Genomic DNA, 23,336 nt, shown 5'->3' on the forward strand with positions numbered 1-23,336 from the left:
ATCCCCTCATGAGCGACACAAACGCCTCGTTTCAGGCCGACGAGCCATTCTTTCAGGCGCTACTCACCCCGCACCGGTCTCTGGGCCGGACAGGATTCCTCGTCCTGATGGGCGCGCTGCTGTTCGGCTGGCTGGTAACAGGCGCGTTTTTCCTGTCGCGCGGCGCCTGGCCGGTGTTCGGCTTCTTCGGCCTCGACGTGGCCGCCGTCTACATCGCCTTTCGCATCAACTATCGTGCCGCTCGTGCCCGCGAAGAAGTCTCGGTCTCGCGCACCAGCCTCGACATCCGCAAGACAGCCCCCTCGGGGAAATCGGAAGCGCATCGCTTCAATCCGTTCTGGGCGCGGTTTTCGGTGGCCCGTCACGCCGAGATCGGCATCACAGGGATGACGGTGGAAGGCCAAGGGCAGAACGTGCCGATCGGATCGTTCCTGGACCCCGATTCCCGCGAGAGTTTTGCCACCGCCTTTTCGCGAGCGCTGGCGACAGCCAAGGCACGCTGAGCCAGCCACGAGCGACTCCAGGGCTCGAATCCCGTGCCTATCTGGGTATGCGCCGCAAGAAGGCAAGTTTCGGGTGGCGATCGACGCCCCGAGGGGCGATATTCCGGCTCAAGGAGACAGTTCCATGAGCACACACACCGCGGTCCTCAAAAAGGACATCACGCCTGAAGGCAGCGACTACGAAATCGTGCGCCGTGCCATCGAGAAGATCAGTCTCGACTATCGTGATCAGCCTTCCCTTGAAGAACTGGCCGAGGAGGTCGGCGAGACGCCGACCGGCTTGCAAAAACTCTTCACCCGCTGGGCCGGCCTGTCGCCCAAGGCCTTCCTGCAGGCGGTGACACTGGACCATGCGCGCAGGCTGCTCGATTCCGGCATGCCGCTGCTCGAGACCTCGTTCGAACTGGGCATGTCCGGCCCGGGCCGGCTGCATGACCTGTTCGTCACGCATGAGGCGATGTCGCCGGGCGACTACAAGACACGCGGCGCCGGGCTCACCATCCGCTACGGCTTCCATTCCTCGCCGTTCGGCACCGCCCTGATCATGGCCACCGAGCGCGGGCTCGCCGGCCTCGCCTTCAGCGACCCCGGCGAGGAACGCGCCGCCTTCGCTGACATGTCCAGCCGCTGGCCGAACGCCATTTATGTCGAGGACATGACTGCTACCGGCCCCTATGCCGCCCGTATCTTCGACCCGACGCTGTGGCGCCCCGACCAGCCGCTGCATGTCGTCATGATCGGCACCGACTTCCAGGTTCGCGTCTGGGAGGCGCTGCTCAAGATCCCGATGGGTAAGGCCCGCACCTATTCCTCGATTGCGGCCAGCATCGGCGCACCATCCGCCAGCCGTGCGGTGGGTGCGGCCAACGGCGCCAATCCGCTCTCTTTCGTGGTGCCTTGTCACCGCGCCATCGGTAAATCAGGCGACCTCACCGGCTATCACTGGGGCCTGACCCGCAAGCGCGCCATTCTGGGCTGGGAAGCCGGGCAGGTATCGTAATATCGATTTTTCTCGACATTACGAAGAAAACCATGGGTATGTCGGCGTTATTAAGTATAAGCGCGATTTCCACTGTGGTTTTCGCCTTTGCAACCGAGGGCAACCTCCGGTTCCTGTAATAGTTATTTTGAACCTTTATTTTAGGTAACTCTAAATTAACCACGATAAAGTGATGATGCCCTCATATTAATCCGGACGATCCGGCTTGATAGGAGGTCCCGATGACATTGTTTCGCGTCGCCTGCGGCGCAGCTCTGCTGGTTGCCAGCATCGACGAGGCCGCGTTGGCCGCGACGCAAAATGTCATCTTCAATGGCACGATCGCGCCCACGTGCACGCTTGTCGTTGCCACCAACGGTACGATGACGGCCAGTCCCGATCTCCAGTCCCTCGGTTCCCACAACAGCGGCGGCTCGGCTGGAACCGTGACGCTGACGACGACCGGAGGTGTGTCGCTGAGTGTCGACCCGGTCACCACCATGACGGTGCCATCGGCAGACAGCACGTCGACGACCTGGACGCCCACCTACTCAGCCGCCGGCGCGCATGCCATCGGTGAGACCGGCTCGGCAAGCAGCATCACCACCCCCGGCGCCGACCTCGTTTCGGTCCACCTCGCCGGCACCAAGGGCGGCAGCAATCGCTTCGCCAACGGCAATTATCAGGCAACGGTAACGCTGCGCTGTGAATGACGCGAGCGAAGGAGGGGGTCGTGAAACATGCTCGAATCCTGGCGACGGCACTGGCCGTCGGATTGGCGCCCATTGCCGCCAAGGCCCAGTCGATGTCGCCGATGCGTGGCGAGATCAACAGCTTCACCGACGTCTTCGCGGTTCGCGTGTTCCCCGCCAATCCCTACGACCGGAAGATCCGGGTCGAAATCCACGTCTACGATCAGGATTTTCAGCCGGTAGATGCCAGAATCTCTCCAAATGTCTTCCAGCTGGCTTCCCAGGCCTCCCGGTCTGTCCTCGTGGTTGTGCCTTTTGACGGCGCCACCGAGCGTAAAGTGCGTATCTGTACCGAAAGCATCCCCTTTCCCAATCAACAGACGCAGATAAGGGCACAGATATGCGGAAAGTTTTTTGGGCGCCGCAAATCCTGACATTCGCGCTCGCGGCTGCGTCGGCGGCTATCTCGCCGGTACTGGCCGAGGATGTCTACAACCTCAATCAGAACGAGAGCGGCTTCAACCTGCCCGGCGTCACCTTGCCTCAGGGCCAGGACGAGGTCCATGCCGCGGACGGCACCACTTGCCGGTCCGCCGTCTCAGGCTCCGGCGCCTATGTCGATCTCGGCGTCATCAGAGGCAACAGCCAGTCCAACAATGATGTCGCCACTTACGGCCGCGTGGTGATCCCGATCGGGCGTACGCCGAAGCGCGTCGATTGCAGCCGTCTCTATGAACTTGAGGTCGAGCGCCTGCAGCTGGAGCTGAAGCTCCTCAAAATGGGCCTCGGCGCCGACGGCCAGACGGCGAGCGTGGCCGCCAGCGCCCCCACGGCCGCATCACCGGGGTGGGCCAACGAAGGCTGGAGCATCAGGACCGGAAGTGGTGATGGCAAGAAAAAGAAGAAGCAGTAGTCGCGCGCTGCTTGCGATGGCAGCACTTGCCGGTTCCTGCCTTCCGGTGCAGGCGGCGATCATCGGCACCTGCACCATCATGGTCGGGGCGTCCGGAACGATGAAGGCCAATCCCGCCATCAGCATACTGGGCTCCAAACAGGCAGGCGGATCGAGCGCCAGCGCCACCGTGGTGGCAAGCTCCCTGTTGTGCTCGATACTTAACTTGCTTGACTGCTATTCGGTTTCGGCGCCGGCGCCTGCCGCATTCTCGTCCGCGCCGAGCGGCGGCGGCACCAACGTGACCTTCGCTTCGGTCTTCCGCCTCGATGGCTCGGGGGCCGATGTCAACGGAAGTGTGCCGCAGAGGGTTGCCAACGGCACCCACACGATGCAGGTCGACCTCACCGCCACCAGGTCGAGCGGTATCTTTCCCGCCGGCAACTATCAGGGCACGGTCACCGTGCGCTGCGAATAAAGCCACGACACCCCAAATCGGGCTGGACCATGCGCGTGGTCTGGCAAGCCGCGGCCTTACAGGTTAGCTTCCGCGCAATCGGAACGACCTGCGTTCGCTTGGACGCACAAGGATGCTCCGACATTTGAATTGCGTTGCCAGGAGGCCTTGCTTGATTATCGTCATCGGCTCGATCAATCTCGACCTTATCGCCAAGGTCGACCGCTTGCCGAGCCCCGGCGAGACGGTAGGCGGCTCGGCCTTCACCACCGCGCCCGGGGGCAAGGGCGCCAACCAGGCGCTGGCCGCCGCACGCGCCGGCGCCTCGGTGCGCATGGTCGGCGCCGTCGGCAGGGACAGCTTCGCCGCCGAGGCACTGGCATTGCTGCGCGACGGCAAGGTCGACCTGTCCGGCGTTGCCGAGACTCACGCCTCGACCGGCACGGCACTGATCATGGTCGCCGACGACGGCGAGAACATCATCGCCGTGGTGCCGGGCGCCAACGCTTCCGTAGTGCCCGGCGATCTCTCCAAGGCCTTTCTGAAAAAAGGCGACGTCGTGCTGCTGCAAAATGAGATTCCGCTGGCCACCGTCGACGCCGCCCTCGACCAGGCAAGGGCGGCCGGCGCCATCACCGTGCTCAACACGGCGCCTTTCCAGGGGCAAGCAGCCGGCTTTCTCGGCAAGGCCGACTATGTCGTCGCCAACGAAACCGAGTTCGACCTCTATGGCGAAGCGCTGTCGCTGCAAGGCCGCGACCGGGCGGCCCGCATGCGCGACTTTGCCGGAAAGACCGGCCGCACCGTCGTCGTCACGCTCGGCGGCGACGGCGTGATGGCGGCGACACCGAGTGATTTCCTCACCGTTCCGGCACGCAAGATCACCCCTGTCGACACGGTCGGGGCCGGCGATACGTTCTGCGGCTATTTCGCCGCCAGCCTGTCGTCGGGCCTCACGCTCGAACAGGCGCTGGCGCGCGCCGGCGCGGCCGGCTCGCTGGCCTGCCTGAAGCCTGGCGCCCAACCGGCGATCCCGCTCGCCAAAGACGTCGATCAGGCGCTGCAGGAAACCCGTTAAAATGCTGCGTCCTCAAACGAAACATGCCGTGCCGCCGGCAAGCGACATCTGCCGCCTGTCCGCGATCGAACTCGCCGGCGCGATCCGGGAGAGAGAGCTTTCCGTGCGCGAGGTGGTGGTGGCATTCCTCGATCGCATCGAGGCGGTCAATCCGCTGGTCAACGCCATCGTCTCCTTGCGCGATCGCGCCGATATCCTGCGCGAAGCCGATGCGGCCGATGCCAGCCTGTCGCGAGCCGAAGCGGCGGGGCCGCTCTTCGGCCTGCCCATCGCCATCAAGGATCTCGCCTCGACCACGGGCCTCAGGACCTCCTTCGGCTCGCCGATCTTCGCCGATTTCGTGCCGCAGGAAGACGACTTCTTCGTCGAGCGCATCCGCAATGCCGGCGCCATCATCATCGGCAAGACCAACGTCCCCGAATTCGGGCTTGGTTCCAACACCTACAACGCCGTGTTCGGGCCGACGCTGAACGCCTTCGGTCCGGCCCTGACCGCCGGCGGCTCGAGCGGTGGCGCGGCCGTTGCCCTGGCGCTCGACATGGTGCCCGTCGCCGATGGCAGCGACTTCGGCGGCTCGCTGCGCAACCCGGCCGCCTGGAACAATGTTTTTGGCTTCCGCCCGTCGCAAGGACTTGTTCCCGGCGGACCCGATTTTGAAGTCTTCCATGCGCAGATGGGCGTCGACGGACCGATGGGCCGCAACGTCCGTGACATGGCACTGCTGCTCGATGTGCAGGCCGGTTACCACCCGCACGCGCCATTGTCCTACGAGAAACCCGGCTCGTTCCTCGAAGGGCTTGGAATACCGGCAACTGCTGGCCGCATCGCCTGGCTCGGTGACCTCCGCGGTCATCTGCCGGTTGAAACAGGCATTCTCGGCCTGTGCGAGGCGGCACTTGGCCGCTTTGCGGAAGCGTCCTTCACGACCGAACCCCTGCTGCCGGATTTCGATTTCGAAGCGCTGTGGCAGGCCTTCGTGACGCTGCGCCAGGCCAGCAGCGGCTGTGCGCTCAAAACCCACTATGACGATCCCGCGAAGCGCGGTCTGCTCAAGCCGGAAGCCATCTGGGAAGTGGAGAACGCAATGCGGCTGACGGCGCCGCAGATCCGCGCCGCCTCCGTGACCCGTACATCGTGGCATCGCATGCTGCTGTCGATCTTCGACCGCTATGACCTGATTGCGCTGCCGACGGCGCAGGTCTTCCCCTTCGACATGGGCACACATTGGCCCCGTGAGGTCGCCGGACGCGCAATGGACAGCTATCACCGCTGGATGCAGGTTTCCGCCTTCGCGACCTTGGGCGGCTGCCCGGCAGTCAACGTGCCGGTCGGCTTCGACGACAAGGGTAGGCCGATGGGCATGCAACTGATCGGGCGGCCACGCGGCGACCTCGCCGTGCTGAAGGCGGCGGCCGCCTATGAGGCAACGCTGCCCTGGCCGGCCGGCGCCTGAATCGGGCGGACTGGCGTGTCGCAGGGCGCCGCGTAACGGCTTGCACCGGCTGCGCTGCTATGCATGATTATCATCGGTTGCGCCGCATCGGCGGCATTCCTGGGGAAAAACCATGTCGCTGGAACTCTACGCTGCCTATGTCCTCGCTTGCATCGTCATCATCCTGGTGCCCGGTCCGACGGTCACGCTGATCATCGCCAACAGCATTCGCCATGGCTCGCGCGCCGGCCTCGCCAATGTCGCCGGCACGCAGGCCGGGCTTGCCGTGATGATCGCCATCGTCGGCATCGGCCTCAACACGCTGATCGCAGGCATGGGCCACTGGTTCGAGTGGGTTAGGCTGATCGGCGCGGCCTATCTGATCTGGATGGGTGTGCAGATGTTCCGTTCCAAAGGCACGCTGAACGCCGATGGAACGGCCAGGAAACCGCGCGGCGGCTTCTTCCTGCAGGGCCTGCTGGTGGCGCTCAGCAACCCCAAGACGTTGATCTTCTTTGGCGCCTTCTTTCCGCAGTTCATTTCGCCGCAAGGCAACTACTCGCTGCAGATCGCCATCATGGGCCTGACCGCCATGATCTTCGCCGCCTTCTCGGATTCGACCTATGCGCTGGCCGCCGGCCGCGCCGGGCGCCTGTTGTCGGCCGGCCGCATAAAACTTTTGTCGAGGATCAGCGGCAGCTTCATGGTCGGCGGCGGCCTGTGGTTGGCGTTTTCAAAGGCGAAGTAAGGTGCGCCTCTTCCCTCGCCCCGTTTACGGGGAGAGCGTGGTCGCGAAGCGATCGGGTGAGGGGCAACGCCGGGTCTGCAGACAAAATATTAACGTTTGTGCCGCCCCTCATCCCCCTGCCGGGACCTTCTCCCCTTAAAGGGGGAGAAGGGAAGCTTTTAAAGCCGCCCCAGCCTCTCCACCAGCAACGCGAAAAACCCATCATGGTCGATGTCGCGCATCACCATGGCGTTCTTCGGCCGCTTGGTGACGCCCCACCAGTCGATCACGGTCATCCCCATGGTCAGTTCCGAGGCGGTTTCCACGCTGACGTTGCAGTTGCGGCCCTTGAACAGGTCCGGCTTCAACAGATAGGCGATGACGCAAGGGTCGTGCAGCGGGCCGCCGTCGGTGCCGTATTTCTCCTCGTCGAAGCGCTCGAAGAACTCCAGCATCTCGGCGGTGGCGGTGCCGACCTTGGTGCCGAGCGCGCGGAAGGTTTGCGTGCGCTTGGCAGTGGTCAGCGCCTTATGGGTGACATCGAGCGGCATCATCACGATCGGGATGCCGGATTTGAGCACGACATCGGCGGCCTGCGGATCGACATAGATGTTAAATTCGGCGGTCGGGGTGACGTTGCCGCCTTCGAAGAAGCCGCCGCCCATCAGCACGATTTCCTTGATGCGTGGTGCGATGCGCGGCTCGCGGATCAGCGCCAGCGCAATGTTGGTGAGCGGGCCGAGCGCGCAAAGCGTGATCGTGCCGCTTTCTTCGCTCATCAGCGTCTGGACGATGAAATCGACCGCGTACTGGTCCTGCAGCTTCATCGTCGGTTCGGGCAGTTGCGGTCCGTTGAGACCGGTCTTGCCATGCACTTCCTCGGCGGTGACCAATTCGCGCATCAGGGGCCGGATGGCGCCGGCATAGACCTTGATGTCCGGACGGCCAGCCAACTCGCAGATCTTGCGGGCATTCTTTTCGGTAAGCTTCAGCGGCACGTTTCCGGCAACGGCTGATATGCCGACGATCTCCAGTTCGGAGCTGCCGAGCGCCAGCAATATGGCGACGGCATCATCCTGACCGGGATCCGTGTCGATGATGATCTTGCGTGACTGGGGCATTTCAATTCCTTGTTTGGCGAGGTCGTGGGCTTGAACCGATCCGATCGAAACATCCAAATGACGCCGAAGCGGCCGCGAGCTGCCATGCCGAACCGCTCGACCGGGGAAGACGATCCCCGACCTGCGCGCTTCTCCTTGCATCTGCTCGCCGTTTCAAGCGCCATGCCGATCATTCCTGTGAGTCCACGGCCTGGTCTTTTTGGGCGGGTCTGTTGACGGCTTGAACTTGGTCGCGGGGCGGACCATATCAAGGCCATCGGGAAAAATGCCATCTGGGTTTTTCCACTTTATGTCGCTCTTGAGAGGACAATGTAACATGAGCCGAATGACGCCCTTTTCCAGCCCGCTTCTCCTTGGTTTCGACGCCATGGAAAAGACCCTGGAACGCTTGGCGAAATCCGGCGACAGCTACCCTCCCTACAACATCGAACGCCTCAGCGGCGCCGACGGCAAGACCGAAAGGTTGCGCATCACATTGGCGGTCGCCGGTTTCGCCGAAAGCGATCTCGATGTCACCACGGAGGAAAACCAGCTGGTCGTGCGCGGCCGTCAGACCGACGACACCGAGCGCGAATTTCTTCATCGCGGCATCGCCGCGCGCCAGTTCCAGCGCTGTTTCGTGCTGGCCGACGGCATGCGGGTGATCGCGGCGGAGTTGAAGAACGGTCTTTTGTCGATCGACCTCGATCGGCCGGAGTCCGAACGGCTGGTACGGAAAATAAACATATCGGTGAAAGACTGATCTTTACCACTGCATCGGCCGGAAAATCGGCACCGATTTTTCGAAAGCACGATGCAGCAAATTGAATGGCTCTCATGCGGGATGGCCTTGAGCGGCGTCCTCGCGCCAAGGAGGCTTTGAAATGACCAGAACTGAAAACATCACCATGACCAATGGCGAATTCGCTCATCTCGGCGAAGGCTCGGTCGCTTATCTCAGAAAGGTCTCGAGCGACGAATTGCTCGGCCGTTTCCCCAATCTCGGCGAAATCGCCCCCGGCATGGAACTGTGGGCGCTGTTTGCCGCCAATGGCCAGCCGATCCTGCTTTCCGATGCGCGTGACCGCGCTCTGGCCGGTGCCATGGAAAACGATCTGACCACGGTCGCCATTCACTGAGAGCGATTTCCCGCTGAAACGGAAAAGGGCCGCCCATGGCGGCCCTGTGGCGATATCATTCTCGAAATTCAGGCCGCGTGCGAAGCCTGGGTGTCCGATAAAAGCGCGTGGATAGCCGTGGCGTCGCGCGTACCCCTGATCTTGGCCACCGTGTCGGCATCGCGCAGGACCCGCGCGATGCGCGACAGTGCCTTGAGGTGGTCGGCGCCCGCCCCTTCCGGCGCCAATAGCAGAAACACCAGATCGACGGGCTGATCATCCAGCGATTCGAAATCGACAGGCGTCTCCAGCCGGGCGAAAACACCTGCGATGCGCTTCACGCCGGCCAGCTTGCCGTGCGGAATGGCGATGCCGTTGCCGACGCCGGTCGAACCCAGCCGCTCACGCTGCAAGATGGTGTCGAACACCTCCCGCTCCGGAATGCCGGAAATCGCCGCTGCCCGTTCGGACAGCAATTGCAGCAGCTGCTTCTTGGAGTTCGCCTTCAACGCCGGCAGTATCGCCGGAACGTTGATAAGATCGCTCAGATCCATGCTTGAAAATCCCTTGTTCGCCTGCCGTCACCAGTCCCCACCCCTCGTGCGGCCGGCTCTTATCCCAGTGCGACCGTGGTCGTCACGTCCGTGCGACCATTGTCGTCACGCTTGCGCGACCTTGGTCGTCGACGGGTCGATCCAGCCGATATTTCCATCGGGTCGGCGATAGACGATGTTGAGATGGTCGGTTCCCGCATTGCGGAAGACAAAGACCGGGCTGTCCTTGGTGTCGAGCTCGATGACCGCCGACGCCACCGACATGGTCTTCAGCGTCATGGTTGATTCGGCGACGATGGCGGGCGCGAAATTCTCCGGAATGTCCTCGTCGTCATCGGCAAGCGGCGCCATCACCGTGTAGGCTATGTCGGTCGGCTGGCCGTTGGCGGCGCCCGAATTGTGCGATTTCAGCCTGCGCTTGTAGCGCCTCAGGCGGGTTTCCAGACGGTCCGCCGCCGCCTCGAAGGCAAGCGTCGGATCCTGGGCATCGCCGGTGGCCTGCAGCGAAGCGCCGGAATCCAGCCGGATCATGCAGTCCGCCGAATAGCGCGAGCCCGATTTGATGACCGTGACATGTCCGGCAAAGCCGCGATCGAAATATTTGCCGATCGCTTCGCCGACGCGATCATTGATGCGTGTCCGAAACGCATCGCCGATGTCCATGTGTTTTCCCGATATGCGCAGATTCATCTGAAAACTGACCTTCCTTGCTCAGGCTTCAAACTGGCCCGAGTTTATACTCGTGATCCGTGCGCACAAGCTTTGCGGCGTCACTTGCGCCGATTTTAAATCCAAACTTTCCGGTTGATCACAAGCCGCCCTTTGACCGTCCCGAGGCCAACGTCGTGACGGACCATCCGCATGCGGGCATCTAGCCCGTCTCATGCGGGCGGGCTTCTAGCCACTTCACCGCGGCTTGTCAATGAAGCGCCGGCCTGTGGAAAATCGACCCGCTCAGCGCCCGGCGCTGGCCATCGCCCGTTTCTCGCGTCGGCGCTGCACCGAAGAGGGGATATTCATGCCTTCCCGGTACTTGGCGACCGTACGCCTTGCAATGTCGACGCCACTTTCACGCAACATGTCGACGATTGCGTCGTCGGAAAGCACGTCGACGGGTTTTTCCTCGTCGATCAACTGCTTGATGCGGTCACGCACGGCTTCCGAGGAATGCGCATCGCCGCCGCCCGACGCGGCGATCGAGGCGGTGAAGAAATACCGGAGCTCGAACACGCCGCGCGGCGTCAGCATGTATTTGTTGGCTGTGACCCGGCTGACCGTCGATTCGTGCATGCCGATGGCGTCGGCCACCGTGCGCAGATTGAGCGGCTTCAGCTGCCGCACGCCATGGACGAGGAAGGCATCCTGCTGGCGAACGATTTCCGAGGCGACCTTGAGGATGGTCTTTGCCCGCTGGTCGAGGCTGCGCGTCAGCCAGTTTGCATTCTGCAGGCATTCGGCCAGAAAATCCTTTTCCGCCTGGTTCTTGGCCTGCGGTGAGACCTGGGCGAAATAGATATGGTCGACCAAAACCCGCGGCAGCGTTTCGGCATTGAGTTCGACCGTCCAGCTGCCGTCATTGGCCGCGCGCACCTCGACATCGGCGACGATCGCGTCGCTGGCGCCGCCCGAAAACGCCATGCCCGGCCGGGGATCGAGCGCCCGGATCTCCGCCAGCATGTCGAGCAGATCCTCCTCGTCGACACCGCAGATCCGTTTCAATGCGTGAAAATCACGCCGTGCCAGGAGTTCGAGATTGGCGACCAGCGCCTTCATCGCCGGATCGAGCCGGTTGCGCACCGCAAGTTGCAGCGACAGGCATTCGGCTAGGTCGCGGGCAAACAGGCCGGCCGGCTCGAAGGTCTGACACACCGCCAGCACCTTCGCCACGGCAGCGGCATCCGCACCGAGACGAGCGGCGATCTCGGCCAGGTCGGCACGCAGATAGCCGGTCTCGTCAAGGCCGTCGGCGAGTTCGGCGGCGATCAGCCGTGCAGCCGGATCGGCGAAGGCTAGCGCCACCTGTTCACCGACATGGTCGCGCAGCGTGATCGTCGCGGCCGCCATATCGCCCGCATCAAACCACTCGGATGAGGAACCCGCGCCATTGCCCGAAGCCGACTTCCATTGTGCCGTCAGGTCGGGACCGAGCCGCTCGCTGGTGCCCGGGTCGTCGGGAAACAGGTTTTCCAGCGACGTGTCGAGCTTGTCCGAGATCGCCTCGGCGCTCCACTGCGTCTCGTTTTCGAACCAGTCGCCTTCGGCGGCGGCTTGCGGCTCCGCCTCGATCTTCTGCGCCTGGTCGCTGGCGGCATCGTCCTGCGGCTCGGCGCGTTCCAGCAGCGGGTTGCGCTCGATTTCCTCGTCGATGAAATGCTCAAGCTCGACATGGGTGAACTGCAGCAGCCGAATCGACTGCATCAGCTGCGGCGTCATCACCAGCGACTGCGATTGTCGTAGCTGTAGTTTGGCCGCCAACGCCATGGTTCGGTTTCAAACGCCTCGTCTACGCATCCCGACTTCCGGGCAAGAATTTTGCAGCCGGCCATAAAAACTGGCCCGGCTTTTGCTTGTCAAGGCAATTGGTAGCAAAACGCGCTTACCGGAGCGTTATCCCGGAGCAAAATCGAGAAAAAAGCGCCGCGCGAACCGCAAAAATCGTGTCAGGAAACAAATTTCACGCTCAGAGCGTAAAACCCTCGCCGAGGTAGAGTCGCCGCACATCCGGGTTTGCCACCACTTCGTCGGCCCTTCCATGGGTCAGCACCTGGCCGGCATGGATGATGTAGGCGCGGTCGATGAGGCCGAGCGTTTCGCGCACATTGTGATCGGTGATGAGGACGCCGATCCCGCGCGCCGTCAGGTGGCGCACCAGTTGCTGGATATCGGCGACGGCGATCGGATCGATGCCGGCGAAAGGCTCGTCGAGCAGCATGTAGGCCGGACGTGTCGCCAGCGCCCGCGCGATTTCCAGGCGTCGCCGCTCGCCGCCCGAAAGCGACATGGATGGCGCCTTGCGCAGATGGCTGATGTGGAATTCCTCGAGCAGTTCGTCGAGATTGCGCTCGCGCACTTTGCGGTCCTTTTCGACCACTTCCAGCACCGCGCGGATATTCTGCTCGACATTGAGGCCGCGGAAGATCGACGCTTCCTGCGGCAGATAGCCGATGCCGAGGCGTGCGCGACGGTACATCGGCATCGACGTGACGTCGAAGCCGTCGATCTCGATCGTGCCTTCATCCACCGGCACGAGGCCGGTAACCATGTAGAAACAGGTCGTCTTGCCGGCGCCGTTGGGGCCGAGCAGTCCAACGGCCTCGCCGGCGCGCACGCCGATGGTGACGCCGCTGACGACCTTGCGGCCCTTGTAGCTCTTGGTCAGCCCCTTGGCGATCAGGGTTCCCTTGAACTTTCCCGCATCGACGGTCACCGTGGCGGGCGCCGAAAGCTTGCCGGCGGCCCGTCCCGGAAGACGCGCCGTCAGCGACGACAGGCTGGCCATCAGGGGTTCGTCGCTCCCGATTTCGGCGGCGGCGTGATCGACATCTGGACGCGTTGCCCAGCGCATGGATCCACCTGAGCCAGCCCGCTTTTCATCTGCACGGTAAGCTTGCAGCCCACCAGAACATTGTCGTTTTGCGACAGAACGACCTTTTTGCCCGAAAGCACCAGCACCTGGCTCTTCATATCGAAGCTGCCTTGATCGCCGGTCGCGACCTGCGCATCCGACTTGATATAAACCTTGTCGGAGATCTCCAGGTGATCGATGTTGGCCGAGCCCGTCATCGCCGCACCCGCGGCCTCCGTGCCCTTGGCAGCGGCGTTGGGGTCCTTGACGTAGTAGACCGTCATCTTGCCGGCCTTCATCAATGTCGGCCCCTGGACGACGCTGACATTGCCCGTGAAGATGGCGACACTGTCGGCCTGGCGGACTTCCAGCTTGTCGCTCTCGATCTGGATCGGCTTGTCGCCGGACAGTTTGAGGCCTGATTGACTGGTCGTCTGCGCCCATGACGGCACGAGTCCGAGCAGCAGCAACGCTGAAGTTGCAGCCGCGAGCCGCGTCGAACTACTGAGCCGCATTGGTTTCTCCGCTGTTTCCCTGTGCCGCCTTCAAGGCGGCGGAATCGATGTTGACGCGCACTTTGTTCTCGAAAACCAGAACCTTGCCATTGTCCTGGACCGACATCGTATCCGCCGTGATCCGCGACCCGCCACGGCTGACATCGACGGGATCTCCCGTCTTCATAGTGCCTTTGCCCATGTCGAGGAAGACCGATTTGAACTTGGCCTGCATGCCGTCGGTCGTGGTGATCGTCACGTCGCTGGTCAGGTTCATCGTATTGCCGTCGCGATCGTAGGTGCCGTGCGAGGCCTTGACCGCCGCCACATTGTCGGGCGCGATCGGCACCTTGGCGTCGATGCCTTCCAACTCGATGATACCTTGCGTGCTGACATCCTGAATGGCACGCAGCGCCGTCATCGAATAAGGCTGCTTCTGCTTGGTGAAACCGTTGAGCTTGGGATTGGCCATCACCAGCTTGCCGTTGGAAAAGGCAGTGCCTTCCGCCTGAACCTTCACGGCGACGGGTGCGGCGAGATAGGAATAGACCGGGAAAGCGACCGCTATCAGTGCCGCGGCCACTGGCACGGCAAATTTGAGAACGCGCACGCGGCGCGAATGACGCTGTGCACGGTCGAAAGCATCGCCGCGCGTCCGACCGCCCGCCGGGGGAGCCAACACCGCCTCGGCGTTGGTTGGTTCAATAGGTCGCGCTAACATTCACTGCTTTCTTCTAACCCTGCCCGCCCTTGAGCACCGCCTATAGGTGGGACGCCGGCGCTTTCAAGCAAGCACAAGCCCACGAAAACTGCAAAAGTGTGACAACCGCCTTTGTACAGACGAAAACGAAGTCCGCACAACTGCGTGTTCTCCATAGCAGAAACAGACACGCGGCGTAAAATTTATCAGCGCCTGTCTCGCCGCCCGACCTCGCGGTGATTGCCCAAAAACGTGAGGGGAGATGTCGGATGCCCCGCCTAGCCAGCCTGGTCGATCGTGTATGCGGCGTTGCCGATCACGTCGGCGGGACGCTTTTGGCTTTAGATCCGGTCGGCGTCAGGCCGCCTTCCGCTGTATGAGACCAACAAGAACGGTGCGCATTCCCGAATACGATGGGCTGCCAATTTTCACTTCCCAATCAGTGTTGCGTTTCCGAGGGTGCTACACATTACGCAACGCTTGGCGGAATGTGTTCGGGTCGACGCCTACAGTTCGAGCCATATCTTCGGCGGTTGTGTGTTTGGCGATCATGAAATCTCCTATGCCTTTTGCCTGTATATAGGGCGTTTGCGCAACTCGGCCAAAGGATTAGCCGTTTGCGCAAACTTCAGACTGAGACAATGCCGGAAAGAGAACTGCTTCCCGATGAGAGGATCATGGTCTAAAAGCGTCCCCTTCCGCCGACTGAAAGGCTGACCATGGCACTGAGAGCCGACGACCTGATCGACCGCCGCCGTTTGCGGCGCAAGCTGACATTCTGGCGCGTTGTCGCCATAGGCATCGTGGCCCTTGGCGTGATTGCGCTTTCAACCTGGTTCTATGGCGACGATTTCGGCGGCTCGACGGTCGACCATATTGCCAAGGTCAAGATCGAAGGCACGATCACCGAGGACGAGGAACTGATCAAGCGCCTGGAAACCATCCGTCTTTCATCGAAGGTGAAAGGGGTGATCCTGTCGATCGATTCGCCTGGCGGCACCACCGTTGGCGGTGAATCGATCTATGAAGAAGTGCGCAAGCTGGCCGCCGACAAGCCGGTGGTGGCGGAAGTCGGCACGCTCGCCGCATCGGCGGGCTATATGATCGCCAGTGCCGCCGATCACATCGTTGCCCGCAAGACCTCGATCGTCGGCTCGATCGGCGTGCTGATCCAGTATCCCGACGTCAGCGGCCTGATGGACAAGCTCGGCGTCAAGCTGGAGGAGGTGAAATCCTCGCCGCTGAAAGCCGCGCCCTCTCCCTTCAAGCCTACCAATGACGACGAGCGCGCCATGGTTCGCAAACTCATCCTCGACAGTTACAACTGGTTCGTCGACATCGTCGCCGAACGCCGCAAGATGACCCGCGAACAAGCGCTGATGCTTGCCGACGGCTCGATATTCACCGGGCGCCAAGGCGTTGCCAACGGGCTGATCGACGCTGTCGGCGGCGAGGCCGTAGCGGTCGACTGGCTGGCCACCAAGGGCGTCGATGCCAAGCTCAAGGTCGTCGAATGGAAGGATACCGAACGGCGCGGCGGCTTCCTGTTCTCGAAAGCGATGGCGCAAACCATCAGCAGTGCGCTCGGCCTGCCCGCCTACAGCGGCGACGTCATCCATGAACTCGGAGCCGACCGCTTGTTTCTTGACGGTCTCGTTTCCGTCTGGCACCCTTGATACGCCGTTTGGGGCAAGTGAAAAAAGCAAATAAAATCATCCTCATAATTTTGACCGCACTGCTTTCACGGGGACCCGTCTCATGATCAAGTCCGAACTTGTGCAGATTATTGCCACGCGCAATCCGCATCTTTTCCTGCGCGACGTCGAAAACATCGTCGGCGCCATCTTCGATGAAATCACCGATGCCCTTGCCGAAGGCAACCGGGTCGAGTTGCGTGGCTTCGGCGCTTTTTCGGTGAAAAATCGTCCCGCCCGCACCGGCCGCAATCCGCGCACCGGCGAATCCGTCGAGGTCGAGGAGAAATGGGTGCCGTTCTTCAAGACTGGTAAGGAACTGCGTGAAAGGCTGAACGGCGGCAAGTAGGCGCGACGTCAGCGCCTGACGGCCTTTCGGACAGGCCAGCTTCCGACGGAAAACATCATGTTCAATCGCTTCATGCTCATCGCGATCTTCGTGCCCCTGGCGATCATCCTGATCGCACTCGCCGTTGCCAACCGCGAACTGGTCGCCTTCACGCTGGATCCGTTCAACCCCGGCAATCCGAAGCTGACCCTGACTTTGCCGCTGTTCATCTTCCTGTTCCTGGCACTCGCCATCGGCATGATCGTCGGCAGCCTGGCAACCTGGGTCAAGCAGGGCCGCTATCGCAAGCTGGCGCGCCAGCGCGGCGTCGAGGCCGAGAACCTGCGCCAGGCGGTCAGCCGTGCGCCGGCGGTACCGCAAAGCCCGGCCCAGGGATCGGCCCAAGGGTCCGCCCAAGGATCGGCATTGCCGAAGCCGACCGCTTGAACCGCCCGCAGGCGGCTTTGTCCCTACGGAGTTTTTCATGCTGACCATTTCGGCCGCAGAGGTCGACCATGCGCTGACCTTTCCCGGATTGGTCGAGACGCTGCGCACGGCGTTTCGCGACGGTGCGGTGCAGCCGGTCAGGCACCATCATACGATCGAGCGGCCAGATGGTGCCGCCTCCACACTGCTTTTGATGCCGGCCTGGACCGATCTCAACGCGGCGGGCACATCGGCCGGCAGTCACGTCGGCGTCAAGATCGTCACCGTGTCCCCCGACAACAATGCCATCGGCAAGCCGGCGGTGATGGGGCTCTATCTCCTGCTCAATGGCGCCACCGGCGAACCCGAGGCCTTGATCGACGGCCAGCGGCTGACACAGTGGCGCACCGCCTGCGCTTCGGCGCTCGCGGCCTCCTATCTCGCCCGCGACGATGCCTCGCGGCTGCTGGTGGTCGGCGCCGGCGCGCTGTCGCCCTTCCTCGCCAAGGCGCACTCGGCCGTACGGCCGATCAAGACCATCCGCATCTGGAACCGCACTCCGGCCAATGCCGAGAAAGTCGCCGCCGACCTGCGCGCCGAGGGTTTTGCAGCCAGCGCGGCGAGCGATCTCGATGCCGAGCTTGGGCAGGCCGACATCGTCTCCTCGGCGACGATCACCACCACGCCGTTGATCAAGGGTGCGCTGTTGCAGCCGGGAACCCATGTCGACCTGGTCGGAGGCTTTACGCCGACGATGCGCGAGAGCGATGACGACGCGATCAGGCTTGCCCGCGTCTATGTCGACACCCGCGCCGGCGCCACCAAGGAAGCCGGCGACATCGTCCAGCCGCTGGCCTCCGGCGTGCTGAAGCCGGAAACCATTGTCGCCGATCTGCACGAATTGGCGCGCGGGCAGAAGAAGGGTCGCGAGAGCGCCGGTGAGATCACGCTGTTCAAGTCGGTCGGCGCGGCGCTCGAGGATCTTGCCGCCGGCATTGCCGTCTACAAGGCGCTCACGGCCTAGTTGCCGTTGCGCCCATCTCGGCGCCCATCGCCTCGGCTATAACACGAAAATCTTGATCCCCGATTTCGAAAAGGCCAAAGCGAAGCTGATAACCCCAGTTCGACTTGCCGACGGTGAATTCGAGCTTGTTTAGCAGCGGCTTGATCCGCGCTTCCTCGGCCTTGGCCCACGCCACATCGCGACGGAACGGCGTGAAGCCAGCGCCCATATCGCCCTGATAGGGCTCGCCTTCCCGCACCGTGCCGATCGCCGTGAAGGCCTGCAGGCCATCTTTCTCGCCCAAAACAGTGTTCGGCGAATAGTAGACGATGCCATCGCCTGGCTTGACGCGACGCAGCGGTGCCGCCTTGCCGTGGTTGACCTGCATGAAGCCGGCTGCGCGGCCCCGCCGGACATGTTCGGCCGACGCCACGGCGATCCAATACGCGCTCATTTATGGTTACCATTGGCCTGTTCGCCATCGGACAGCCAGTAGACGCGCAGGCGATGATTGTCGGGATCGAGCGCGACAAAAGTACGGCCGAAATCCATGTCGGTCGGCGTCTGCAGGATTGTCAGCCCGCGCCCGGACCAGTCGGCATGGGCGGCATCGACCGCATCGGGCGTATCCAGCGCAAACACGATTTCGGCGCCACCGCCTGACGTGGCGGCTGCCGGCTCCGCCGTGTGGCGCGACCACAGGCCGAACTTGAAGCCGGCATCGAGCACGAACAGCACGAAGGTCGGCGAACTTTCGACCGGCTCACGGCCGAGCAGCCCGCTGTAGAAGGCGCCGCTCTGCTGCGGCTGGTCGACATAGAGGATGACGAAATTCGGGGTGGCCATAACTGCTCTCCAAGGTTCGGTGCTTCGACTTGGCGACCATAAGATGGTCTACTGTCAGATTATGGCAGCAGTCATCTCGAACCACGCGGCGTGTCGAGCGTTGCCCGCCATTCCTTGAGCAGCGCCTGGCGACGACGCGGATAGCGCGTGTCTGTTGCATGGAGTTCGGTGATGCGATCGGTGCGAAAATGCCGGAAATCGTGCCGCATCTCGCACCACGCCACCACCACCCGCACCTTGTCGAAGAAGCCCAGCGCAAATGGCCAGACGACACGCTCGGACGCAGCGCCGCCCGCGTCGCGGTAAAGAAAGCCGAGCTTGCGCTCGTTGCGGATGGCCTGCCGTACGAGGCCAAGGTCGATGGTCTCGATGGCCATGGCGGGAGGGCCGACCAGCAGTGTGCTCGCGTCGAGATCCTCGCGCAGATCGTCCGGCAGGACAGCCGCGATCTTGGCCAACGCGTTGGCAGCGGCGGCCGAAAGACGCTGGTCCGGCTGCTTGGCGACCCAGCGCGAGCCGAGCACGATGGCTTCGATCTCCTCGTCGCTGAACATCAGCGGCGGCAGCATGAAGCCGGGCTTGAGCACATAACCGACACCCGCCTCGCCCTCGATCGGCGCGCCCTGGCCCTGCAGCGTGGCGATATCGCGGTAGAGCGTGCGGATCGAAATCCCGAGTTCATCGGCCAGCGCTTGCCCGCTCACCGGCCGGCGATGCCGGCGCAGGCACTGGATCAGGTCGAGCAGGCGTTCGGAGCGGGACATCCGGTAGATTTGCCTGTTTCTTTGACATTGGTCCATCGCGGCCAACCTGAACCGGAGAGGCCGACCTGTCGGACTTGGTTGCGAAGCCGGTTGCCCTATGTCAAAAGCGGCCACCCCGTTCGGAGTTGCCCCCGCTTGAAGTCTTTTCGCGACAAACGCCGCGACAACCGTCCACATCCATCCGCGAAGGGTGCGGCGGACGTGTCACGTCCGCGTCCCGGCCAGGCTCCCGCCAGACCGGAAGCGCCACCGCGCGAGCGCCATGAGGCGAAGACGGAAAGTCGTTCCGAACCGAACTCGGCGCCGCGCATCCTGGCCCGCCGCGAAGGCGCTCTGCCCGCCGAACATCTTCCCGTGATCCTGGAAGTGGCGCCCAATGCCGATTATGCGCTCCTCGACAGCGGCACCGGCCAAAAGCTCGAACAATATGGCCCCTACCGTATCGTACGGCCCGAGGGCCAGGCGATCTGGCAAAAGGCCTTGCCGGCAAAGGAATGGGAGCGCGCCGACGCCGTCTTCACCGGCGACACCGACGAGGAGGGTATCGGCCGCTGGCGTTTTCCCAAGCTGCCACTCGGCGAGACCTGGCCGATGAAGCATGACGGCATCGACTATCTCGGCCGTTTCACCTCGTTTCGTCATGTCGGCGTCTTTCCCGAGCAGGCCTCCCATTGGGATCACATGGCCGGGCTGATCGCGGCGGCGAAGCGGCCGGTCAAGGTGCTGAACCTGTTCGGCTATACCGGTCTCGCCTCATTGGTGGCGGCTCGCGCCGGCGCCGAGGTCACCCATGTCGATGCCTCGAAGAAGGCAATTGGCTGGGCCCGTGAAAACCAGGAGATGGCCGGCCTCGGCAGCAAGCCGATCCGCTGGATCGTCGACGACGCGGTCAAATTCGCCGAGCGCGAGGAGCGTCGCGGCAGCCGCTACGACATCATCCTGTTCGACCCGCCGGCCTATGGCCGTGGCCCCAAGGGCGAGGTCTGGCAATTGTTCGAGGACCTGCCTGATTTGACCGAACTTTGCCGGGCGATCCTGACGCCGAAGCCGCTTGCCGTGGTGCTGACCGCCTATTCCATCCGCGCCTCCTTCTTCGCCATCCACGCCTTGATGCGCGATACGTTTGCCGGCATGGGCGGCAAGATTGAATCGGGTGAGCTGATCATCCGTGAAAAGTCCGCCGGCCGGGCGCTCTCGACCTCATTGTTTTCGCGTTGGGTGGCTGAATGAACGAGCGGCATGCAGGCGCACCTGGCCAGGTGAAGGAGGTCACCAGCCTCGCCAATCCGCTGGTCAAGGACATCAAGGCGCTCGCTCAGAAGAAGTTCCGCGACCAGCAGAACGCCTTCATGGCCGAGGGGCTGAAGCTGGTCATCGATGCGCTCGATCTCGGCTGGCAGATCAGGACATTGGTTTTCGCCAAAGCCGGGCGCGGCAATGCGGCGGTGGAGAAGGTGGCCGCACGCACCGTTGCCGCAGGCGGCATGGTGCTAGAAGTGTCGGAAAAGGTGCTGGTCGCCATCACCCGCCGCGACAATCCGCAAATGGTGGTGGGCGTCTTTTCGCAGAAATTCCTCGCCTTGAAGGATGTGCGCGCCGACAATGGCGACGTCTGGGTGGCACTCGATCGGGTACGCGATCCCGGCAATCTCGGCACCGTCATCCGCACCGTCGATGCCGTCGGCGCCAAAGGCGTCATTCTGGTCGGCGATACCACTGATCCATTCTCCGTGGAGACGGTGCGCGCCACCATGGGTTCGATCTTTGCCGTGCCGGTAGCCAAGGCGACAACCGAGGCTTTCCTTGCCTGGCGGGGCGGCTTCTCAGGCCTCGTCGCCGGAACCCACCTGAAAGGCGCCGTCGACTACCGCTCGGTCGATTTTTCCCGCGGGCCCGTGCTGCTGATGATGGGCAACGAGCAGCAGGGGCTGCCCGAAAGCCTGGCTGCGAGCTGCGACAGGCTGCTCAGGATTCCGCAAGCGGGCCGTGCCGATTCGCTCAATCTGGCCGTCGCCACCGGCATCATGCTGTTCGAGATCCGGCGCGGCGCGCTGAAGCTCGAGCCAATCCTGGACCAGCAATGAAGGTTGCCTGCCCGTGAGATCATGGTCTCCCTACGCACTGCTCGTCGTCGCGGCCATCGCGCTCGACCAGTGGATAAAGTACCTGGTCGAGGCCGGTCTGCCTTTTCAGGAAAAGGTTGATCTGTTGCCCTTCCTGGCGCTGTTTCGCACCTACAATACCGGCATCGCCTTCTCGATGTTCTCATCCTTCGGCGACACCGGGCTGATCGTCATTTCGCTCGCCGTCGTTGCCTTCGTGCTGTTCCTGGCGACGCGGATCGCGCCGTCCCAGATCCTTGCCCGCACCGGCTTTGCGCTGATCGTCGGCGGCGCGCTCGGCAACCTGATCGACCGCGCCGTCTACGGCCACGTCATCGACTACATCCTGTTCCACACGACGGTCTGGTCGTTCGCCGTCTTCAACCTTGCCGACGCCTTCATCTCGGTGGGCGCGGCACTGGTCGTCTTCGACGAGCTGTTCGGCTGGCGGCGCGAGCCCGGGCCGTCCAACGCCAAGCCTTCCAAAGCCATGCCTTCCAAGGCCAAGTCTTCGAAGGCCAAGTCTTCGAAGGATTGACCCCGTGCCGCCATCGCCGCACAGTTCATGTCGCCAAACACGATCGCGGAGAAAGACATGTCCGAAACCTTCAAAGCCATCCTCGTTTCGCGTGACGCCGAGAAAAAGCAGTCGGTAACCGTGACCGATCTCACCGACGCCGACCTGATGGAAGGCGATGTCACCATCGCGGTCGAGGCAACGACGGTGAACTACAAGGATGGCCTGGCGATCACAGGCAAGGCGCCGGTGATCCGCCGCTGGCCGCTGGTGCCGGGCATCGATTTCGCCGGCACCGTCATCTCGTCTTCCCATCCCGACTGGCGCGCCGGTGACAAAGCCATCCTGAACGGCTGGGGCGTCGGCGAAACCCATTTCGGCGCCTATGCTGGCCGCGCCCGTGTCAAAGGCGACTGGCTGGTGCCGCTGCCGCAAGGCATCAGCCCGCATGACGCGATGGCCGTCGGCACCGCAGGCTATACCGCCATGCTCTGCGTCATGGCCCTGGAGCGGCACGGCATCCTGCCCGATCGCGGCCCGGTGGTGGTGACGGGGGCGGCCGGCGGTGTCGGCTCGGTCGCGGTCTCGATCCTGTCCAGCCTCGGCTACCATGTCATTGCTTCCACCGGCCGCAATGCCGAAAGCCCCTATCTGATCGACCTTGGCGCCGCCGAAGTGATATCGCGCGACGAGCTTGCCCAGCCGGCCAAGCCGCTGGCCAAGGAGCGCTGGGCCGGCGGCATCGACGCAGTTGGCAGCCACACGCTGGCCAATGTGCTCTCGATGACCTCCTATGGCGGCGCGGTCGCCGCCTGCGGCCTGGCCGGCGGCATGGACCTGCCGACCAGCGTCGCGCCCTTCATCCTGCGCGGCGTCTCATTGCTCGGCATCGATTCAGTGATGGCGCCGAAAGCAGTCCGCCTCGAGGCATGGCGCCGCATCGGCACCGACCTCGATCTTCAGAAGCTCGCCAGCCTGTCCAGCACCATCGGGTTCGACGGCATCGTCGATGCCGCGCGCGACATCGTCGACGGCAAGATCCGCGGCCGCGTCGTCGTGGGTATGTGACTCCGCCCAACTGCCGGAAGGATGGAATCGCCAGATCTGCGGCAAACCCGCCGCGCCTCGGCAAAAAGCGCTCATCCGCTAAAATTCGAACGATCCGCCGCAATTTTCCATAATCTCTGTCTGGCAAGGATTTCGCATGATCGCGGAATCCGGCAGCCAACAGGCGGACACTGGCGACGACGTCGATGCGGTGCTCCCGCCGGGGGGGGGGGGGGGGGGGGGGGGGGGGGGGGGGGGGGGGGCCGGGCCGGCGCGCGCGCTCGGCGGGGGCGGTCGGCCCCCGCGCGCCCCCCCCCG

General features: G+C 63.1%; 29 protein-coding genes. 19 read left to right on the plus strand and 10 right to left on the minus strand.

Annotation, left to right across the window (positions count from 1 at the left end; all coding sequences use genetic code 11):
* Positions 1 to 8 precede the first annotated feature (8 nt).
* From NKH06_RS19850 to NKH06_RS19890, 9 genes are all read left to right on the plus strand, one after another.
* Positions 9 to 503: a DUF2244 domain-containing protein gene (locus NKH06_RS19850; protein WP_128303202.1), complete on the plus strand. Its 495-nt coding sequence runs from the start codon at positions 9 to 11 to the stop codon at positions 501 to 503.
* Positions 504 to 627: 124 nt separating this feature from the next.
* Positions 628 to 1,503, plus strand: a complete 876-nt coding sequence (locus NKH06_RS19855; RefSeq protein WP_024502817.1) for a methylated-DNA--[protein]-cysteine S-methyltransferase — start codon at positions 628 to 630, stop codon at positions 1,501 to 1,503.
* 221 nt (positions 1,504 to 1,724) lie between these two features.
* Positions 1,725 to 2,195: a hypothetical protein gene (locus NKH06_RS19860; RefSeq protein ID WP_128303203.1), complete on the plus strand. Its 471-nt coding sequence runs from the start codon at positions 1,725 to 1,727 to the stop codon at positions 2,193 to 2,195.
* 20 nt (positions 2,196 to 2,215) lie between these two features.
* Entirely contained in the window at positions 2,216 to 2,608 is a 393-nt protein-coding gene (locus tag NKH06_RS19865; RefSeq protein ID WP_352440934.1) for a hypothetical protein, read from the plus strand.
* Entirely contained in the window at positions 2,575 to 3,087 is a 513-nt protein-coding gene (locus NKH06_RS19870) for a hypothetical protein (protein WP_352440869.1), read from the plus strand. Before NKH06_RS19865 ends, NKH06_RS19870 begins: the two co-directional genes overlap by 34 nt.
* Positions 3,062 to 3,544, plus strand: a complete 483-nt coding sequence (locus tag NKH06_RS19875; protein ID WP_164892880.1) for a hypothetical protein — start codon at positions 3,062 to 3,064, stop codon at positions 3,542 to 3,544. The genes NKH06_RS19870 and NKH06_RS19875 overlap by 26 nt, the downstream gene beginning before the upstream one ends.
* Positions 3,545 to 3,695: 151 nt before the next feature.
* Positions 3,696 to 4,601, plus strand: coding sequence for a ribokinase (locus NKH06_RS19880; protein WP_352893731.1), 906 nt, complete (start codon positions 3,696 to 3,698; stop codon positions 4,599 to 4,601).
* 1 nt (position 4,602) lies between these two features.
* A complete protein-coding gene (locus tag NKH06_RS19885; protein ID WP_352893733.1) occupies positions 4,603 to 6,054 on the plus strand; it encodes an amidase in 1,452 nt (483 codons plus the stop codon).
* A 112-nt stretch (positions 6,055 to 6,166) separates the two neighbouring features.
* Positions 6,167 to 6,781 (plus strand): LysE family translocator, encoded by a 615-nt coding sequence (locus tag NKH06_RS19890; protein WP_292633974.1) that lies wholly within the window; start codon positions 6,167 to 6,169, stop codon positions 6,779 to 6,781.
* 158 nt (positions 6,782 to 6,939) lie between these two features.
* Here NKH06_RS19890 and NKH06_RS19895 read toward each other — a convergent pair whose 3' ends face one another.
* A complete protein-coding gene (locus tag NKH06_RS19895) occupies positions 6,940 to 7,881 on the minus strand; it encodes a nucleoside hydrolase (RefSeq protein ID WP_352554957.1) in 942 nt (313 codons plus the stop codon).
* Between the two features lie 316 nt (positions 7,882 to 8,197).
* Here NKH06_RS19895 and NKH06_RS19900 point away from each other — a divergent pair, with 316 nt between their 5' ends.
* Positions 8,198 to 8,623, plus strand: a complete 426-nt coding sequence (locus NKH06_RS19900) for an Hsp20 family protein (protein WP_023760739.1) — start codon at positions 8,198 to 8,200, stop codon at positions 8,621 to 8,623.
* A gap of 121 nt (positions 8,624 to 8,744) precedes the next feature.
* Complete coding sequence (locus NKH06_RS19905) at positions 8,745 to 8,999, plus strand: BQ00720 family protein (protein WP_023760740.1); 255 nt, start codon at positions 8,745 to 8,747, stop codon at positions 8,997 to 8,999.
* Between the two features lie 68 nt (positions 9,000 to 9,067).
* On the opposite strand, the gene ptsN is transcribed toward NKH06_RS19905, so the two are convergent.
* From ptsN to lptC, 6 genes are all read right to left on the minus strand, one after another.
* Positions 9,068 to 9,532, minus strand: a complete 465-nt coding sequence (ptsN, locus tag NKH06_RS19910) for a PTS IIA-like nitrogen regulatory protein PtsN (protein WP_111548784.1) — start codon at positions 9,530 to 9,532, stop codon at positions 9,068 to 9,070.
* 105 nt (positions 9,533 to 9,637) lie between these two features.
* A complete protein-coding gene (hpf, locus tag NKH06_RS19915) occupies positions 9,638 to 10,222 on the minus strand; it encodes a ribosome hibernation-promoting factor, HPF/YfiA family (RefSeq protein ID WP_013529588.1) in 585 nt (194 codons plus the stop codon).
* Positions 10,223 to 10,486: 264 nt separating this feature from the next.
* Positions 10,487 to 12,013: an RNA polymerase factor sigma-54 gene (rpoN, locus tag NKH06_RS19920; protein ID WP_352893734.1), complete on the minus strand. Its 1,527-nt coding sequence runs from the start codon at positions 12,011 to 12,013 to the stop codon at positions 10,487 to 10,489.
* 199 nt (positions 12,014 to 12,212) lie between these two features.
* A complete protein-coding gene (lptB, locus tag NKH06_RS19925; protein ID WP_013529586.1) occupies positions 12,213 to 13,031 on the minus strand; it encodes an LPS export ABC transporter ATP-binding protein in 819 nt (272 codons plus the stop codon).
* The gene (locus NKH06_RS19930) at positions 13,031 to 13,612 is read right to left on the minus strand and encodes an LptA/OstA family protein (protein ID WP_023812537.1); all 582 of its coding nucleotides are present in this window, start codon (positions 13,610 to 13,612) and stop codon (positions 13,031 to 13,033) included. The genes lptB and NKH06_RS19930 overlap by 1 nt, the downstream gene beginning before the upstream one ends.
* Positions 13,599 to 14,312, minus strand: coding sequence for an LPS export ABC transporter periplasmic protein LptC (lptC, locus tag NKH06_RS19935; protein WP_352440862.1), 714 nt, complete (start codon positions 14,310 to 14,312; stop codon positions 13,599 to 13,601). The genes NKH06_RS19930 and lptC overlap by 14 nt, the downstream gene beginning before the upstream one ends.
* 698 nt (positions 14,313 to 15,010) lie before the next feature.
* On the opposite strand from lptC, the gene sppA reads away from it, so the two are divergent.
* The 4 genes from sppA to lhpI all read left to right on the plus strand — a co-directional run bounded on the left by sppA (position 15,011) and on the right by lhpI (position 17,763).
* Positions 15,011 to 15,967, plus strand: coding sequence for a signal peptide peptidase SppA (gene sppA, locus NKH06_RS19940; protein WP_352440861.1), 957 nt, complete (start codon positions 15,011 to 15,013; stop codon positions 15,965 to 15,967).
* A gap of 82 nt (positions 15,968 to 16,049) precedes the next feature.
* Positions 16,050 to 16,334, plus strand: coding sequence for an integration host factor subunit beta (locus tag NKH06_RS19945; protein WP_006200394.1), 285 nt, complete (start codon positions 16,050 to 16,052; stop codon positions 16,332 to 16,334).
* Positions 16,335 to 16,391: 57 nt separating this feature from the next.
* Positions 16,392 to 16,760, plus strand: coding sequence for a DUF1049 domain-containing protein (locus tag NKH06_RS19950; protein WP_352440860.1), 369 nt, complete (start codon positions 16,392 to 16,394; stop codon positions 16,758 to 16,760).
* Positions 16,761 to 16,797: 37 nt separating this feature from the next.
* Positions 16,798 to 17,763 (plus strand): bifunctional Delta(1)-pyrroline-2-carboxylate/Delta(1)-piperideine-2-carboxylate reductase, encoded by a 966-nt coding sequence (lhpI, locus tag NKH06_RS19955; RefSeq protein ID WP_352440859.1) that lies wholly within the window; start codon positions 16,798 to 16,800, stop codon positions 17,761 to 17,763.
* Here the strand turns inward: lhpI and NKH06_RS19960 are convergent.
* From NKH06_RS19960 to NKH06_RS19970, 3 genes are all read right to left on the minus strand, one after another.
* Positions 17,753 to 18,196, minus strand: coding sequence for an EVE domain-containing protein (locus tag NKH06_RS19960; protein WP_352440858.1), 444 nt, complete (start codon positions 18,194 to 18,196; stop codon positions 17,753 to 17,755). The genes lhpI and NKH06_RS19960 overlap by 11 nt on opposite strands.
* The gene (locus tag NKH06_RS19965; protein WP_352674940.1) at positions 18,193 to 18,588 is read right to left on the minus strand and encodes a VOC family protein; all 396 of its coding nucleotides are present in this window, start codon (positions 18,586 to 18,588) and stop codon (positions 18,193 to 18,195) included. Before NKH06_RS19965 ends, NKH06_RS19960 begins: the two co-directional genes overlap by 4 nt.
* Before the next feature lie 71 nt (positions 18,589 to 18,659).
* The gene (locus tag NKH06_RS19970) at positions 18,660 to 19,352 is read right to left on the minus strand and encodes a helix-turn-helix transcriptional regulator (protein ID WP_352440856.1); all 693 of its coding nucleotides are present in this window, start codon (positions 19,350 to 19,352) and stop codon (positions 18,660 to 18,662) included.
* 135 nt (positions 19,353 to 19,487) lie between these two features.
* On the opposite strand from NKH06_RS19970, the gene NKH06_RS19975 reads away from it, so the two are divergent.
* The 4 genes from NKH06_RS19975 to acuI are packed head-to-tail and all read left to right on the plus strand — an operon-like array spanning position 19,488 to position 23,039.
* A complete protein-coding gene (locus NKH06_RS19975) occupies positions 19,488 to 20,582 on the plus strand; it encodes an RsmD family RNA methyltransferase (protein ID WP_352774386.1) in 1,095 nt (364 codons plus the stop codon).
* Positions 20,579 to 21,436, plus strand: a complete 858-nt coding sequence (locus NKH06_RS19980) for a TrmH family RNA methyltransferase (protein WP_013529576.1) — start codon at positions 20,579 to 20,581, stop codon at positions 21,434 to 21,436. Before NKH06_RS19975 ends, NKH06_RS19980 begins: the two co-directional genes overlap by 4 nt.
* Positions 21,437 to 21,449: 13 nt before the next feature.
* A complete protein-coding gene (gene lspA, locus NKH06_RS19985; protein WP_023812529.1) occupies positions 21,450 to 21,992 on the plus strand; it encodes a signal peptidase II in 543 nt (180 codons plus the stop codon).
* Between the two features lie 57 nt (positions 21,993 to 22,049).
* A complete protein-coding gene (acuI, locus tag NKH06_RS19990) occupies positions 22,050 to 23,039 on the plus strand; it encodes an acrylyl-CoA reductase (NADPH) (protein ID WP_352674949.1) in 990 nt (329 codons plus the stop codon).
* Positions 23,040 to 23,336: the final 297 nt, after the last annotated feature.

Origin of the sequence: Mesorhizobium sp. M1342 (assembly GCF_040317955.1) — a bacterium.
Lineage (GTDB): Bacteria > Pseudomonadota > Alphaproteobacteria > Rhizobiales > Rhizobiaceae > Mesorhizobium.